This window comes from Neochlamydia sp. AcF65, from assembly GCF_018342435.1.
Lineage (GTDB): Bacteria > Chlamydiota > Chlamydiia > Chlamydiales > Parachlamydiaceae > Neochlamydia.
The window spans coordinates 1-16,160 of the sequence record NZ_JAEMUE010000036.1 but is presented as its reverse complement, the minus strand read 5'-3'; the positions used below and the strand labels follow the sequence as shown (position 1 = coordinate 16,160).

12 protein-coding genes are annotated in these 16,160 nt (G+C 36.8%); 7 read left to right on the top strand and 5 right to left on the bottom strand.

The window, feature by feature from the left end:
• Positions 1-168: 168 nt before the first annotated feature.
• The 4 genes from NEOC65_RS03720 to NEOC65_RS03705 all read right to left on the bottom strand — a co-directional run bounded on the left by NEOC65_RS03720 (position 169) and on the right by NEOC65_RS03705 (position 2,470).
• Complete coding sequence (locus tag NEOC65_RS03720; RefSeq protein WP_349305292.1) at positions 169-1,431, bottom strand: hemolysin family protein; 1,263 nt, start codon at positions 1,429-1,431, stop codon at positions 169-171.
• A gap of 105 nt (positions 1,432-1,536) precedes the next feature.
• On the bottom strand, positions 1,537-2,001 hold the full coding sequence (ybeY, locus tag NEOC65_RS03715; protein ID WP_347566672.1) for an rRNA maturation RNase YbeY: 465 nt from the start codon (positions 1,999-2,001) through the stop codon (positions 1,537-1,539).
• 121 nt (positions 2,002-2,122) lie between these two features.
• A complete protein-coding gene (locus tag NEOC65_RS03710) occupies positions 2,123-2,281 on the bottom strand; it encodes a small basic protein (RefSeq protein WP_079979899.1) in 159 nt (52 codons plus the stop codon).
• A 15-nt stretch (positions 2,282-2,296) separates the two neighbouring features.
• Positions 2,297-2,470: a hypothetical protein gene (locus NEOC65_RS03705; protein ID WP_213155749.1), complete on the bottom strand. Its 174-nt coding sequence runs from the start codon at positions 2,468-2,470 to the stop codon at positions 2,297-2,299.
• 191 nt (positions 2,471-2,661) lie between these two features.
• Here NEOC65_RS03705 and NEOC65_RS03700 point away from each other — a divergent pair, with 191 nt between their 5' ends.
• The 3 genes from NEOC65_RS03700 (at position 2,662) to NEOC65_RS03690 (ending at position 5,483) form a co-directional block, all read left to right on the top strand.
• On the top strand, positions 2,662-4,146 hold the full coding sequence (locus NEOC65_RS03700) for a hypothetical protein (protein ID WP_213155748.1): 1,485 nt from the start codon (positions 2,662-2,664) through the stop codon (positions 4,144-4,146).
• A gap of 815 nt (positions 4,147-4,961) precedes the next feature.
• Positions 4,962-5,129: a hypothetical protein gene (locus NEOC65_RS03695; protein ID WP_166158601.1), complete on the top strand. Its 168-nt coding sequence runs from the start codon at positions 4,962-4,964 to the stop codon at positions 5,127-5,129.
• 12 nt (positions 5,130-5,141) lie between these two features.
• Positions 5,142-5,483 carry a phage holin family protein gene (locus NEOC65_RS03690; RefSeq protein WP_166158598.1) on the top strand — a complete coding sequence of 114 codons (342 nt, stop codon included), beginning with the start codon at positions 5,142-5,144 and terminating at the stop codon, positions 5,481-5,483.
• Positions 5,484-5,909: 426 nt separating this feature from the next.
• On the opposite strand, the gene NEOC65_RS09545 is transcribed toward NEOC65_RS03690, so the two are convergent.
• Positions 5,910-7,715, bottom strand: a complete 1,806-nt coding sequence (locus NEOC65_RS09545; RefSeq protein ID WP_349305291.1) for an ABC-F family ATP-binding cassette domain-containing protein — start codon at positions 7,713-7,715, stop codon at positions 5,910-5,912.
• A gap of 939 nt (positions 7,716-8,654) precedes the next feature.
• On the opposite strand from NEOC65_RS09545, the gene NEOC65_RS03680 reads away from it, so the two are divergent.
• The 4 genes from NEOC65_RS03680 (at position 8,655) to NEOC65_RS03665 (ending at position 14,858) form a co-directional block, all read left to right on the top strand.
• On the top strand, positions 8,655-9,098 hold the full coding sequence (locus NEOC65_RS03680; RefSeq protein WP_249299025.1) for a LexA family protein: 444 nt from the start codon (positions 8,655-8,657) through the stop codon (positions 9,096-9,098).
• Positions 9,076-10,359, top strand: coding sequence for a Y-family DNA polymerase (locus NEOC65_RS03675; protein ID WP_213155746.1), 1,284 nt, complete (start codon positions 9,076-9,078; stop codon positions 10,357-10,359). The genes NEOC65_RS03680 and NEOC65_RS03675 overlap by 23 nt, the downstream gene beginning before the upstream one ends.
• Before the next feature lie 100 nt (positions 10,360-10,459).
• Positions 10,460-12,547, top strand: a complete 2,088-nt coding sequence (locus NEOC65_RS03670) for a sodium-translocating pyrophosphatase (protein WP_213155745.1) — start codon at positions 10,460-10,462, stop codon at positions 12,545-12,547.
• A 190-nt stretch (positions 12,548-12,737) separates the two neighbouring features.
• Entirely contained in the window at positions 12,738-14,858 is a 2,121-nt protein-coding gene (locus tag NEOC65_RS03665) for an amidohydrolase family protein (protein ID WP_213151922.1), read from the top strand.
• Positions 14,859-16,160: the final 1,302 nt, after the last annotated feature.

Sequence of the window (16,160 nt, the reverse complement as noted above, 5' to 3'; positions counted from 1 at the left end):
AGCTAAAAAATAAAAACTAGGGGAAAAAAGAAAGCTTATAAATGGGGGAATAATAAATTAAGAGCTGTAATAAAAGAGAGCATGCCCATCAACTTCGCTAAGTTTAGGATTGAAATAGGGCTGGAAGATAAAGCTAGGACTGGAGTAGAAGAGTTTTCCTTTAGTAGATTACTCTTTCTCATTTGGAGGAGGAGAAGATTCAACGGGTTTGATACGCACTTTTTCTACTGAGCGCTCGCTAGATTCTAAAATCTCTAGCTCAAAATTATTATGATGGATGATAAAATTCGTAGAGGGAATGGCGCCAGCCACATGGAATACATAGCCGCCCACGGTATCATATTCTTCTTCCTGGGGAATTTGAATGCCAAGCTGCGCCTCTACATCAAAAATACTCATTTTAGCATCAATAATCCAGGAGCCGTCCGCTAATTGTTTAACAGTTTCTTCTTCTTGATCATATTCATCTGCAATTTCTCCTACAATTTCTTCCAATATATCTTCTATAGTGATGACCCCTTCCGTACTCCCATATTCATCAACCACAATAGCAAAATGAACTTGTTTTTGGCGAAATTCTTGTAAAAGATTGGAAATTTTTTTTGTCTCCGGAGTATACAAAATGCTTTTTTGTATAGCTTCAATTGGTGTATCCAGAATCTTAGGATCTTTTTTTTCCTCATATTCCATATATTTTTTCAAAATATCCTTATACATAAGTACTCCTACGATATTGTCCAATGAATGGCGATACACAGGCGTACGGCTATACCCTTCATGTTGCAAAAGCTGGGCTGCTTCTTTGATAGATGTGTCTGCGGATAAGCTAAACATATTGAGGCGGGGCACCATCACTTCACGAGCGCAGCGCTCCTTAAAAGTTAACACAGATTCTATAAGCTTTTTATCAAGAGGATTGAGGATAGGGCTAACTTCTGCTTCCTGAATTAATTCAATAATTTCTTTTTTAGCTTGAGCACTAGGTACCTGCGTTGAATCGAAGTATAAATCGTAAGATCTTAAATGGGAGATCCTTAGAAAAATAAAGGCTAGAGGAAAAGCAAGGAAAAAGTAAACAGAAGAAAAAGAAAGTCCTATTTTGAGAGCCTTTTCCGGTAGATGTGTACCTAATAATCTTGGTAGGTAATCCCCCAAAACAAAAGAGGCAAGGATTAAAATGAGAAGGCTTATAACTATCCATGATGCATTCAGGTAATGAGGCCTTTGGTGAAGGGAAGCAAAGAGGCTTGTCTGCAAAAGAAAAATGATGCCGCACGCTGTATAACCAAAACGCACTAAGTTCTGTGCACAAATTGCTGTGAAAAATAGGCTTTCGTATTCATGATGTGGAAAAAAAATATGATGAAAGGATCTGTACAAAAAAAAAGAATCCATCGCTTTGATTTGCTTTTGAGCATCTTTTTTATGCATACGACGGAAAGAGCTAATCACTGCTGTGAGAAGAAAAGATCCGATGAGGAAGAAAAGTGTTAAAAAGAACATCCAAATGAGAAACAACTATCTCTCCTTTATTATCTATTTAGGTAATAGTAACAGATTAAGTTTCTTTAAGTTAATCATGTGTTTTTTTTCTGCTTTTCGCATAATCAGCTTTTTCTTTCTTTCCGTATCCTCGTATCCCATCAAATGAAGCAGCCCATGCACAATATATAGAGTACATTCTTCGTAAGGATCGCCTAAATGTTTTTTAGCATATTCAAATGCAGTTTGAGGGCAAACAAAAATTTCTCCTAAAATTCTATATTTCTCCGGAGCTTCTCCATGATCATTCGTATCCATAGGGAAAGAGATACAGTCAGTTATCGAGGGATCATCAAAATATTGCTGATGTAGCTTAGAAATTACAAGAGGTGTTACAAAATATATAGATAGCTCATCACACCTTTGGTTTTCTAGCTTAATAACAGCATCAGCAATTTTTTTGACTAACCGAAGAGAAAAAGAAAAGTTTTTTTGCTTATTGTAGACGTGTATTTGCACAAAGATAATAAATGGGTTAAAAGCTAATTTGTTAACAGAAAGACCTATCGAATGCAAGGGAAAGAATAAAAAACTTTTAAAAGATGGAAAGCCAGGAGCCTGTAGGGGCTCCGTAACTCTTCTAAAGAACTGGTGTTTTAGGTAAACCTGTTATGCGAGTTTTCTTTTCCGCATCCCAGCGTCCTAATTTTTTTAATACATCGATTCTTTCAAATCTTTTTAAAACGTTACGTTTGGTGGCCCCTTTGTTGGCTTTTCCAAAGCTTGGATGTCTTGACATAACTCGATCCTTAGATTACTTAATTTTTGGAATAAAAGCTTGTTTGGCAATCATGCCTTCCAAAGCATTTGAGTGAGATTTAAATCCCTCTTTCAAATTTTCTTTACGGGGTCCAGTTTTTTTAGCAGGAGGGCTAGGCTTGCGGTGAGATTTGCTGCGTCTTTCTGCTTGTTTACTAATACGAACCATTTTATACTCCTAAAGTCATAAAGCAAGCTGATTATAAGGATTTAAGCCAATTGATGCAAGTAAAATGAAAATTTAGAGGGATGGAAAGCTTATAGACGATTATTTCACTTGATAATAAATGCAAAATTCAATTAAAATTTATTATAAATAATATAAGTGTCTAGACTAAATTAACCAAAATATAAAGATACATGAAAGGCCCTGTAGCGCGCGACAGTATAGGAAGGTGTACGCCAGGCAACGATCTCTATGCCATGATCCGTAATCCTACGGCAAGGGTAGCGCCCGTGGTAAAGCCGGTAGACACAATAAGATCTTCTCGTTTGCGTCTTGAAAGAGAAGCAACGGCTAAGATTGGCAAATTTATGCAGAATTTTCTAGTGGTTGCACGCGCAGGCAAATACATCTTTTTGGCATTCACTTTACCTCCTTATTTATTGCTATACGGATTACCTAAATGGATGGTTGAAAATACTGTCCCTCTTTTATTTTATTTCTCCTTAAAACCTTTCCAAATGATGCATCACAAGCTAAGGCACACACTTAAAAGCCATGAAACTAGCAAGAATGCTATTCATAATATGAAAAATCTTTTTTCGCATGCTTTTAAGCATACTATAGAATACATCCAATGGATTCAATCTACAAGCCAGGCTTTGTTTGTACATCTGAAACATTCTATGGTTGCTTTAAGCTATCGTTTATTGCACCCTTATTTGCCTATCATGCAAAGAAGCATTCAAACCGCGGAAACAGTTACAAAAATGCTTTTACAAAAGACTTATCAGCAAGGCGATAAGCAAGTAGAAATGGCTCGCCAATTTGCATCATTGATATGGAAAATAGTTAAAGAAGAGTTTTCTGGCTCTCTTAAACTCTATATCAATGATTTAAAGGTTAGATTTAATGCCTTTAAGAAATATTTAAAAAAGCAGATAGAAAAACCTCGTCTGGAAATTCAGAGGTTTAACGATAACCTAATCCATCAGTTTAAGCGCATCAATGAGACGCTACAAACTTTGGGACTAAAAATTTCTAAACATGTAGAAATAATGGCTTCAACTGTGGTCAATGTGACTCTTCCCTTTATTGGATGGGCTAGGCCTCAAATCCAGTGGAGCGTCAATCTTTTCCAAGCCGGCAGGGCAAAGTTAAACCACCATTTGACACACTTAAGTAATATTATTCAAAACTTAACCTTATCGGCTTTAAAAGCATCGCGTTTTAGCCAACATCTGATGGTAAATTGGGCAAAAGATGTTTTTAAAATAATAGTTCCTCGCTTTGTTAAGCAATTTTTTAATTCTAAAGGCGGGTTTAAGCAAAAAAGGCAACAAATGCTAGAATTTTTTTTAGGGAAAGTGAAAAAAATTCAGGGAGGGGCCAAACAATTGTTAAGTAGTGCTTTAGAAGCGTCTAAAAAAGGTTTGTTTAAGTTTTTGCAGAAATTTTACATGTTTATCTTCTTAATCGGTAAGCAGCTTAAAGAATTGCCCATGCGTCTTGCTAAAGCAATTTTCAGAGGTTATCTTTTTGCTTGCAATTCTTTTGTTCAGATCAATCATCTTATGCGCTGGTTTTTTATCTTAAATTACGTGCTCGTACGTTTAGCATGGCAAGAATTGCGTGAGATAGCAGGACGTATTTTCGAAAGTGATAGCTTTAAGAAAATTTAGTTTCTTAAAAAACATTATATTTATTCGGCTTCTGCTACTAAACTCCACCCTTCCTCCTAGGGGTTTACTTTTCAAAATTAATTTAATCTATTGATTTTTCAGTGTTTCAGCAAAATGGGCGGAATCATGGATAAAATATGAAGGCATGCTTGCTCTTTGGCTTTTTATTAGTAAGTAAGCAGATCTGCATAGGCTATTATTTATTCCTAATATCTCCTGCTTTGTGAAATTCTTCTTTTAGCATAAGCTTTAAACATCTATCAAATAACAAGTAGGGCTTTGACTTTTAAGAGGGTTGAAAATTTAATTCTATCCTTAGTGAAAGAAATGTCTAGAGCTTCTTAAGAAGCTTTAGCGATCATTCAGCAAATGGGGCAATTGAAATAGGAAGGAGTTCTTTCCTAGAAGCTTTAACGTCGGTCTAGCTTTAGCCAATCATACTTTTATCCCATTTTTTCCCTATTGTTATGGTATGCAAGCCCAATTTAAAGATGATATCCAATATATAAGCCCTCCTATAAGGCCAGAAGGGGAGGAGGCTTAAGTAGCTTCATAGAGAAATTTCAGAAAAGAGTATGTAACATCCACTTTTTTAAGTTATCGTTTTAGAAATTTGAATTGCTTATAGAAAGTTAGCAAAAATTTGTGCAAACTTTTTTGATTGCTATCTTGTACGGGTAGCTGAAAAAAAGAGCTTAATAAGTTTTCTTCAAGTACTATGAGTGTTGCATGTTAATGGGGCCATGAGCAACTTACGAAGCAGAGTTTAAGTTAATAATCAGTCATCTTTGCCTTCATAAGGGTTTAGGCATGCAATGAATAAAGCATTTAATCAATGCAGCATGCCCAGAGGGTGGTCATACAATTACAGCAACGATTCTTTTGGAAACAGACAAATGATTCATGTCTATCAGAAAATAGCTTTTATTAAGCAGACAGAGAGCTTAGCCATCCATCTACATATTACAGGACTAACTACTTAGCAAGGATTTTATATGAAAAAAATTGTTTCATTAATTGTAAACAGCGTAGCTATCTTTATTACTGCTAATCTTTTACCTGGCATTCGCCTTCCAAATTTTAGAAATGCTCTAGGTGTTGCTCTAGCCTTAGGGCTTATCAATACTTTTGTTCGCCCTCTTTTATTAATTTTAACTTTTCCTCTTACAATCTTAACATTAGGCTTATCCACCTTATTTGTTTCCGCTTTTTGCGTTATGTTAGCTTCTTGGATAGTTCCAGGGTTTTTTGTAAATGACGCGTTTTCGGCGCTAGCTTTTGCTGTGGTAGTGGCTATTATCAATACTTTTATTAGCTTTTTTATAAAAAAAGGGTAATGATTGGTTAGTTTTAAAAGAGACAACTTCACCTACTATCTATGAAAAACAAGAGAAGATAGATAAATGAAACCCTAAGCTGCGGGCTTCTTGATTGGATAGCCAAAAGAATTGTTTTCTATATTTGGTGATTTTTCTATGTGAAACATAGCTAGCTTTAAGGCATTTCCATAAGAAAAAGCGAATAATGTAGTGGATAAGGCTTCTTAAAATACTCTCTAAATAATTAGATAAAAATTTGACATGGGGATGAACAAGGCAATGAGCTCATATCTAATAGAGGCATGAATAAATTAACACGCTTTTAATCAGCCCTTTATGCAATCGTGTCTTTAAGGAGAGAGCGAGATTTCGAAGAGGAGCTCCTCTTAAACGGCTTGGGGGGAATCTATAAAATTGTTTCTTGCTTGGCTGGAAAAGGATTGATCAAGTTTGTTTACTGGCAAGAACTTGCCAACGCTCATAAAGTTTTTCCAACTCTGCTTGCACCTGATTTAATTCAATACAGCTTTTCTGTAGCAAGTTAGCATCCGAAGCACTTTCTATGTCTTCATGAAGTTTTTTTTCTTGACCCTCGTATTTAATGATGCTCGCTTCTATTTGCTCTAATTCATATTTTTCTTTGTAGGATAGTTTAGGTATTAAAGGCTCAGTTTTATCATGAGCTTTCTCAGCTGGCTTTTCTTTTTTAAGGCTATCGAGAGTATCAAATTTAGCTTTATATTTTTCCCATTGAGAATAGTCAGCAAAAAGCTGAATAGGCTCCTTTAACCCTAATCCTAAAACCACATTGCAAACTTTATCCATCATGTAGCGATCGTGTGTAATAAGAACTATCGCACCAGTAAATTCACATAGACTTTCTTCCAAGACTTCAAGAGTAGGTATATCCAAATCATTGGTAGGTTCATCGAGCAATAATATATCTGCCGGCTGTAGCATTAAACGAGCAATCAATATACGAGCATTCTCTCCCCCGGATAATTGGCTAATAGGTAAATCTAAACGATCAGGAGAAAATAAAAAGCGCTTGCTCCAAGAATTGACATGAATATGTTGTCCCCGATAACTTACATATTCTCCGTTGGTTGCTAGAGCTTCTCTCAAAGTAAGGTGAGCAGGCATCTGAGAACGGTGTTGGTCAAAATAGACAATACGCAAGCCTTCTGCCAATTTAATTGTTCCTGCATCCGGTGGTATCATTCCTGCAAACATCTTTAATAATGTTGTCTTGCCGGTTCCATTAGCTCCAATGATTCCTAGGCGCATTCCAGGAGAAAGAGTAAGATCTAACTTAGAAAATAACAATTTATTATCCACAGATTTGGAGAGGTTTTTGGTAACGAGCAGCTTTTGGGTTAAACGGTCAGTAGAAGTAAAATTAATATGAGAGCGTGTTTGCTTATTTCTTGTTTGAACATCTGCTAGCTCATCAATTAGCTTGCCTGCTTGTTGAATGCGAGCCTGGGCCTTAGTCGTGCGTGCTTTAGGAGATTGCTTTAGCCATTCCTGCTCATAACGTACTTTGGATGATAAAGATTTTTGGTACTGCGCCTGGCCACTTAAAAATTGTTCTCTCCTCAGTAGGAAGTCTTCATAATTGCCTACTGCCGTAAATAGCCCCTTGGGAAATTGAGCATTTAATTCAAACATGCGAGACGATATTTTGGCTAAAAAATATCTATCATGACTTATTACCATAAAGGTCAGATTTTCCTGCTGGAGCAATTTTTCAAGCCATTGAATGCCTTCTAGGTCTAAGTGGTTAGTAGGCTCGTCTAAAAGCAGTAATTGAGGATCGCAAATAAGCCCTTTGGCAATATCTAAGCGTTTTCTCCAACCTCCTGACAAAAGTTTAGCACTTTGTTGGATGTCTGGAAATCCAGTTTTACTCATAATAGATTCAATACGTATGGCTGCTTCATGAGGTGCTAAATGAGGATCATTAGAGCTTAAAGTTTCTCTTAGAATTTCATAAATTGATTGATCTGGATAAGAAGTCATTTGAGAGACATAAGCAATCCGTAAATTGCGTCTGATCGCTACTGTTCCTTCGTCGGCACTTTCTTTGCCAGCCAAAATTTTCATAAAGGTAGATTTTCCAGCCCCATTGGGCCCGATAATTCCAATTTTATCTCCTTGAAAAATGCCGGCGGAGATACCTTTAAATAAATGATGAGTGCCAAAGGATTTACTTATATTGTCACAGTTAATATAAACGGTATTGCTCACGAGATATCTGTAGATTTTTTTATGACAAGTGTAGCTGCTTGCTTAACACAAAACAAGCACTATTTAGATAAAAGCTAAAGTTAAAGCGCAAATGAAGTCAAAGCCTACTTAGGTTCTACTACAAAACTTTTGGTAAGCTTTAGGAAGCTTTTAAAATAGCTAATAAGAGGGTGTAGATTTTCAAGGTAGAGATAGCTTCCTCTAAAGGAGAGAAGCTGCAAAAGATATTATCTAGCTATCCAAAAAGGAGATTTATGCCCTAGCTTTTAGAAAGAAAGTGATTAAAAATGTTGAAGAATTACACGAGGCTGTGGATTAATGAATGAATAACATAATAATACGCCTTTAATCTATTCTTTATGCAGTCACATACTTTATAAAGCTCCTTTTGCTAAGCAGAGGGATATCTTTCAGAAGGTGGAGCATGCAAACTAAATTTTTTTAAAGTCTATAATGATAGAAATAGATAGGAAAAAGTAGCGTTTTGGCAAGCGGCTTTCATAAACATTTTCACTGTAACTTGCCTTGCGCAAGAGAAGATGCTAGATTTAGATAAAGATGCGAGATAAGGTATAGCTGCAAGAAATAGTTTTTGCTATATAACTTAAGTTGGCTCCTTCCAGTATTTTCTAGGGTACCTTAAGGCTTGGAAAGGTAGCATGAGGGGGTTAAGAAGGGCAACCTTCTTAAGGTCTTATAGGAACGGATGCTTTGCTTTATAGTTGATTGATAAAAAATCCCTTTCATTAGAATTTTAAAGTCAGTCTCTTAAAATTGATAGAGTTTTAAGAAATTAATTTAATGGATAGTTGCCAGAAGGCTCTGCTACTAAAAACTGCTTTTATTAGTTCCTTTATTTTAATATAGTTGTGGTTAATTTTAAAAACCTAAGCAAATTTTATGCTTTGGGGCTTAAGTAGCTTTATTAGGAAATCTTGTATGAAAACACAGACGATGGATGAAATTTTTTATCCAAGCTCCTCAGTTACCAAACAGTTATGGATTCCTTTATTCCAAGATAGTGTTTCGGCAGGTTTCCCTTCGCCAGCAGAAAATTATATAGAAAAGCGTTTGGATTTAAACGAGCTGGTGGTCAAGCATCCTGCAAGCACGTTTTTTGTACGGGTGCAAGGTGATTCTATGCGTGAAGCGGGGGTTTGTTCAGGAGATATTCTGGTGGTGGACCGAAGTTTAGCACCTTTAAGTGGCAAAATCATCGTAGCTATTGTAAATGGCGAATTTATGGTCAGACGCTATGTATTAGGGTCCCAAGGCATACAGCTAGTTTCAGCTCATCCATCCTCTTCGATTTTATACGTAAATGCTACTCTTGATTTTCAAGTATGGGGGGTGGTTACTTATGTCATCCATCGGCCGCAATAAACTTATGTATGCTTTGGTGGATTGTAATAATTTTTATGTTTCTTGTGAGAGAGTTTTCAATCCACATTTGATGGGAAAGCCGGTAGTAGTGCTCTCGAGCAATGATGGGTGTATTATAGCTCGTTCCAAAGAAGCTAAATTTTTAGGAATCTTAATGGGTGCTCCCGCTTTTGGGTATAGAGATTTATTTAGAAAATATGATGTAAAAGTTTTATCCTCTAATTATACTCTATATGGTGATATGTCTCATCGTGTGATGCGCACGTTGCAGCAATTTTCACCCGAAATAGATATATACTCTATCGATGAGGCTTTTTTAAGGGTAGATGCTGTAGATAAGGAAGCTTATTGCAGAGAAATTCAGCGCATCATCCTCCAACATACAGGGATACCCACATCTATTGGCCTAGCGCCTACCATGACTCTTGCTAAAATAGCCAATGATATGGCTAAAAGATATTCTGTTTGCCAAAATGTTTTTTCCATGGAAACTATGGAAGTGTGCGAAAAGGTGCTGAGCCAACTTTCTGTTGATGAGATTTGGGGGATTGGAAAGAAAATTTCCTCTTACCTCCATCGCCAGAATATACACACAGCCAGTGAGTTTAAAAATTCTGAGGACTTATGGATAAAAAAAAATCTTTCAGTCACAGGCTTACGAATAGCATGGGAACTGCGAGGAGTACCATGCCTATCTTTAAAAGAAGCTCCGGCATCTAAAAAATCCATCACTTGTTCACGCTCTTTTAGTAAAGCTGTTTCAGATTTAAATGAGTTGCTAGAAGCTATTTCAACGTATGTTTCCATAGCAGCTGAGAAATTGCGTAAACAGCAGAGCAAAGCTTCATTTATAGATGTGTTTTTGATGACTAATAAGCATCATCAGTCTCCTTACTATTACAATAACATGCAAATTACTTTACCTCAACCTAGCGACTATACACCCAAAATGATCACTTATGCTAAGGAAGGTGTAACTCGCCTATTTCGCGAAGGTTTTTTATATAAAAAGACAGGTTTGACTCTGGGAGGCCTAGTATCCAAAGGTGATTATCAACTTGACCTTTTTGAAGAAAATCATTTTAGCAATAAAAAAGAGCAAGTCTTAATAAATCTAATAGATCAATTAAATCATCAATATGGCCGCCGAGTAATAAAAATGGCTGCAGAAGGCATTAAGCAGCCATGGAAAGCTAGGCAAGAAAATTGCTCTCCTCGTTATACTACCTGCTGGCAAGATATCTTAACTATACAGATATAGAATCTATCTTTCATCAGTTTTATCTTTTCCTATTGAACTAATTCCTCTCTCTCTACTATTTTTATTTTTTTTCATTAACCAAAATCAAAGAGGAAAACTAATGTTGTCATACGAAGATGGATTTTTAATCGTATGCGGCCTTTTAGCCTTGTTCTACGGAATTTTGACAATACGTTCTGTCTTATTCCTAAGCACAGGTAATGAAAGGATGCAAGAAATAGCAGCAGCTATTCAAGAGGGGGCTCGTGCCTATTTAAATCGTCAATATCAAACGATTGGCCTAGTGGGAATCTTAGTATTTGCACTTTTAACCTGGTTATTGGGTTGGTATGTAAGCGTGGGCTTTTTAATTGGAGCTGTTTTATCTGGGCTAACAGGCTATATTGGCATGAATATCTCTGTGCGAGCAAATGTTCGTACTACAGAAGCTGCAAAGCAAGGTCTTCAGCAAGCCTTAAATGTATCCTTCAAATCGGGAGCCATTACGGGTCTTTTGGTGGTTGGCTTTGGTTTAATAGGGACCGCAGGATATTACATTTTTTTAAAAAATTCTACCATTCCTGCTCGTGAACTTCTTGAATCTCTCGTCGCTTTAGGTTTTGGTGCTTCCTTGATTTCCATTTTTGCTCGCTTAGGAGGAGGAATTTTTACTAAAGGAGCAGACGTCGGTGCAGACTTAGTAGGAAAAATTGAGGCAGGTATTCCAGAAGATGATCCCCGTAATCCAGCTGTTATTGCTGATAATGTAGGGGATAATGTAGGGGATTGTGCAGGAATGGCAGCAGACCTTTTTGAGACATATGTAGTGACCATCGTAGGGACTATGCTTCTTGCTGGCATGTTTTTTCAAGATATTATCTTAGAAAAAATGATGTATTATCCTTTAGCTATTTGCGCAGTTTGCGTAATAGCTTCTATTATCGGGACATTTTTCGTACGTCTTGGAACTACTCATGATATTATGAAAGCTCTTTATAAAGGATTTTTTGCTACCGCAGTCTTTTCTGCCATGGCTATTGCAGGGTTGACTCATTGGCTGCTAGGCTTTGATATTGCTTATCAAGCAAACAATCATGTTTTTAATGGATTTAATCTTTTTTGTTGTGCGCTTACTGGTCTGGTGGTAACAGGTCTACTTATGTGGATTACAGAATATTATACTTTGACAAAGTATAGGCCTGTGAAAAGTATTGCAGAAGCATCTACAACAGGACATGGCACGAATGTTATCCAAGGCTTAGCTGTCTCTTTAGAGGCTACAGCCCTTCCAGTCGTGGTAATTTGTGCTGGTATTCTCGTCTCCTACTTGAATGCAGGCTTATTTGGGATTGGGGTGGCAGCTACAAGTATGTTAGCCATAGCCGGAATGGTCGTTGCTTTGGATGCCTATGGTCCTGTGACAGATAATGCGGGAGGCATTGCAGAAATGAGTAATTTGCCAGAAGCTATTCGTAAAACTACAGATGCGCTTGATGCTGTGGGAAATACCACTAAAGCTGTAACAAAAGGTTATGCTATAGGTTCAGCTGGCTTTGCTGCACTTGTCCTTTTTGCCGCCTTTATACAAGACTTGGCTCACTATTTTCCTGAAAATATGGCGAGCTTCCATTTGCAAAACCCTTATACAGTAGTAGGTTTGTTTATCGGTGGCCTTCTTCCCTATCTATTCGGAGCTATGTGTATGATGGCTGTAGGCCGTGCAGCGGGCGCTGTAGTCGTAGAAGTACGCCGTCAATTCAAAGAGATCTCAGGAATTATGCAAGGAACTGCACGTCCGGATTATGGAAGAGCTGTCGACATGCTGACAAAAGCTGCAATCAAACAAATGATTGTTCCTTCCTTGCTGCCAGTATGCGCTCCTTTTCTAGTCTATTTTGTAATTCTATATGTTGCAGGGCAAAATGAAGCCTTTGTCACCCTAGGCGCAATGCTTCTTGGGGTAGTAGTGACAGGGCTTTTCGTAGGTTTATCTATGACCTCTGGTGGAGGCGCATGGGATAATGCTAAGAAGCTAATTGAAGAAGGAAATTATGGTGGAAAAGGTTCTCTTGCTCACCATGCTGCTATCACCGGGGATACTGTCGGCGATCCTTATAAAGACACGGCAGGTCCTGCAATTAATCCCATGATAAAAATTGTTAATATTGTCGCTCTTCTCTTGCTAGCTATTCTTGCAGCATGGAATTAACCATTTTTAATCTTTTTAGGATACCCCCTTTTATTAAAGGGGGGTTAATCTATTCTATGATTCATGCATCAAAATAGTATTGCAAATTATTTAATTAGTGGCTATTGTGCCATGGTCAACTACTGCTTTAGATTCAAACTCAAACGTTTGTGTGCTGAAATTTATTATAAATTGTATGATGGAGTAATAAATGATAAGTTGGCTTTTTTCCTTCTATGATTCTACTTATAGTTGTGCAGCTAGTTATGCAGCTGATTTCAGCAATTATGTAATGAGGATGAGGCTTTCTAGCTACTCTCTTGGTGCGCGGGTAGATAGGAGTGATGAAGCTTCAGAAAAAAATTCTGCAGGTTCCTTCGCTAAATCCAAATCTACAAGGTCCAAATCTCTACCCCCCTCGCGCCTCCATCGTCAAGATATTTCTCCTTCAGAAGTTTTATTATTAGGCGATGAAAGGGTTAATAAAATTGTCTATAGGATCCTTGAAGAATTGCATAATAACGTGAGAGTGGCGACGGGCCATCTAAAAGAGTATTCATTTCAGTCGATGTATGGAGCAAGAAGCAAAGATGAAGGACCTTTTCCTTTTGCAAATTTACATGAGCATACAGAGGGTGCTATACCACCCTGGGAGCTTGAAAAGTTAGTAAAAAAATATAATCTTTATTACGATGAAAACAAGAAGGTTTGGAGAAGGAAGAAGACGCCAACAAAAAATGGATTAGAAAGCCATGATATTACTAGACTTACCTGGCAAGAAATTGAAGAAAAGTATAGCATGCCGCTAGGTACATTTTTACACGAATTGTGCTGCGTGCCGGTTAACCAGCCCCTTCTTGAGCAATTATCTTTTAAGTTTAAAGAGGAATTTTTAAGTAGGAAATTTGATGCAACCTTTGGACCGATAGGCAGTATCTTAGATAGAATCCCTCTAAGTGAACAGCTTTTGATTATCTTATATCAAGCAGAGCTAAGCAATATTATTTATAATGAGCTCATGTTTGGCTTGTATGTAGTGCCTGTACCTAGCGTATTTATTGAAGAGGTGGAACTTCAAATTAAAGCTGATGAATATGAGCACATTGAAGAAATGCCCATTGATAAAATTGAGCAATTTATCGGATACCTTATTAACCCCAAACATACCCTAGATGTCTTACTAACGGATAGCGAAAAAAATAAGTTTAAAAGAAAGCTGCAAGGTAGGTGGAGAGATAAAGTAGGCCAAGATCCACAGAAAAAGATGGAGAATCTGGAAGAAGAGTGGAAAAGCTTGCTAAACATGACATACGTAGAAGCCTTCGAAAAAGTGATGAATGATGAGCTTGATCAAGCTGAACTAGATATTAATCAGCAGATTAATAGTCTATTAAAAAAACAGAAAATTAAACTGCGTCCGAATGTATTTGATGCCAGTAATCCCATTACTATTAAATTAATTTTTGAAGTTATGCGTCATTACTCGCTAGGTGAATTTTTTGCTTGGGCATTGGCAGCTTCGGCCTACATTGCAGCTGATGAAAAGGAACGAATAGTTGGCTTGACAGTGGATGGCCCTCAGAATACTGCCAATTCAATAAATAATTTTTATGATCAAATAGCTATTATTAAAGCCTTGCGTAAGCATTATCCTGCCGTTAAAGTTACCTATCATACTCTTGAATTTGCCAATTCGCATTATGATAGCATCCAAAAATATGTGAAAGATGAGCTTTCTAGTGTCTTAAAGGTATCTGAACGTATAGGGCATGGAACGATGATCGCGGATACAACAAATCTAATAAAAAATTTAAACCTTTTAAAAAGGAATAAATTGGTTGAAATATGTCTGACCACTGTACAAGCCACCACAGGTGTTAAAATAGAGGAAGTGCCTTTAAAAGCTTTCTTAGAACAAGGTATCGCCGTTAGCTTAAATACCGATGATCCTGCTATTGTAGACACTAACTTGCGGGAAGAATTAAGAAAAGCGATAAAATTAATAGGAATTTCTCCTGCAGACACCATTAACATGATGCGCAGTGCCATTCATTTTTCTTTCCTACCCGGTGAAAGCATTTATAATGCTGTGGAAGCAAGAACAAAGATCGATGGGCTGCTTGTAACCAAAATTTGGTACGATTTGAAGTTTCCCAGAGAACATGGTACTCGAGACCTAAGCAAAGTAAGTGCTAAAGAACTCAAGCTGTGGCAGCTGGAAGATGAATTACAAAGGTTCTGCCAATACATTTATAGTAATATGGACCCTTTATTTCAGCTGGGCTACATTAAAGAAGAGTCTCTTGATGATGAAGAAAGCTTTATTGAATAAACCTTTTAAAACAGCAGCTTGGCAACAAAGGGTAGAGGCCGTTGGCAAAACTTTTATAAAAAAGGCCATTTTGGTTAGTAGCTGCTTCAACAATAAGCTGTAGTTAAAAGGACTTAAAAATTAAGCGGCCTCCTAAATTATTAAAAGACCATGCATTGTAGGTTAATTTTATCAAAAGCTTCTGGTCTGCCTAACTTGCATCTAAGGAGTAAGAATCACTAAACATAAAATATTTCCCCACTTTGCAAGAAAATTTTGAAGCAAAGCTATGATTATCTTTTTGTTATTGTCTCGTCTGCTGCATTCAGTTTTTTAATTTCTTTATTCAAGCCAACCTTAGTAATTGTCAGTAATTCCCCCAAGCTCTTTGAATATTTCTTTTTGTACCCTCTATTTCAGCAGCTTTTTTTGCTAAATTGTGTCTAAACTAGGCAATGCTTAGCCAACAAGAGAGAGTATATTAGTAACCTCTAAAAAATTAACATTTTATGGCTTAAGCACTCTTACCATTTTATTGAATTTTACCTTAGGTCTTTTAGATGAAAGCACACCAGAATTAATCCTTAATTTAAACCCTAGAATGAGACATGATTTGACAGTTTTTCGTTCCCTTTAGCACAAATTAGATGATGAAGGAGATTAACTTGTGGAATGTGGGATTAACAAAGTTTAGATAAACTCTTTATGCCTACTCTGAAAGGTGATTAACCCTAGAAGCTGACTCTTTCCTTTTCTTAAGTGCTGCCCAAGGTTACTTTTAAAAGCCATCTAATCTGCTTTATAAGAAAAGCTTTAGAAAAGGCTAAAATCTAAGAAAGTTTTAAAGAGTAGACCAAGCTAAATTTCTTTGTTATGAAAAGCTTTTGTTATTCACGCCAAAGAGTTAAATGATAAGTAGTGCAAGCTTATTGGTTTAAAGGTCCGAGTGAATTACTCATGAAGGATTTGTCTTCCTTTTGCTAGCAACTTGCAAGGCGCATGTTAAAGTTATAAGGGGGTGCTAAAGACGATGTAGCCAAAATAATAGTGGAATAAAAAAAAGACTGTGATATACTAACTCTCACAGTTTAAGTCTTCTAAATAAGTGTTTGCCGTTTATAATATTTTCTAATTTGTTCTTTTAAGCTAATGATTTTACCTTTACCTATAAGGCAAAGAAAACTAGGTACCAAGGATAATTAAGAGAAAAGCTTACTAATTTTCAGAAGCTTAGGAAAAAAATAAAGAAAAAGGAAAATAGGAGTTGCGGAAATAATTCGATATTTTGTATGTTTACTGCTTCTTAAGTGAAAAGCTAAGAAG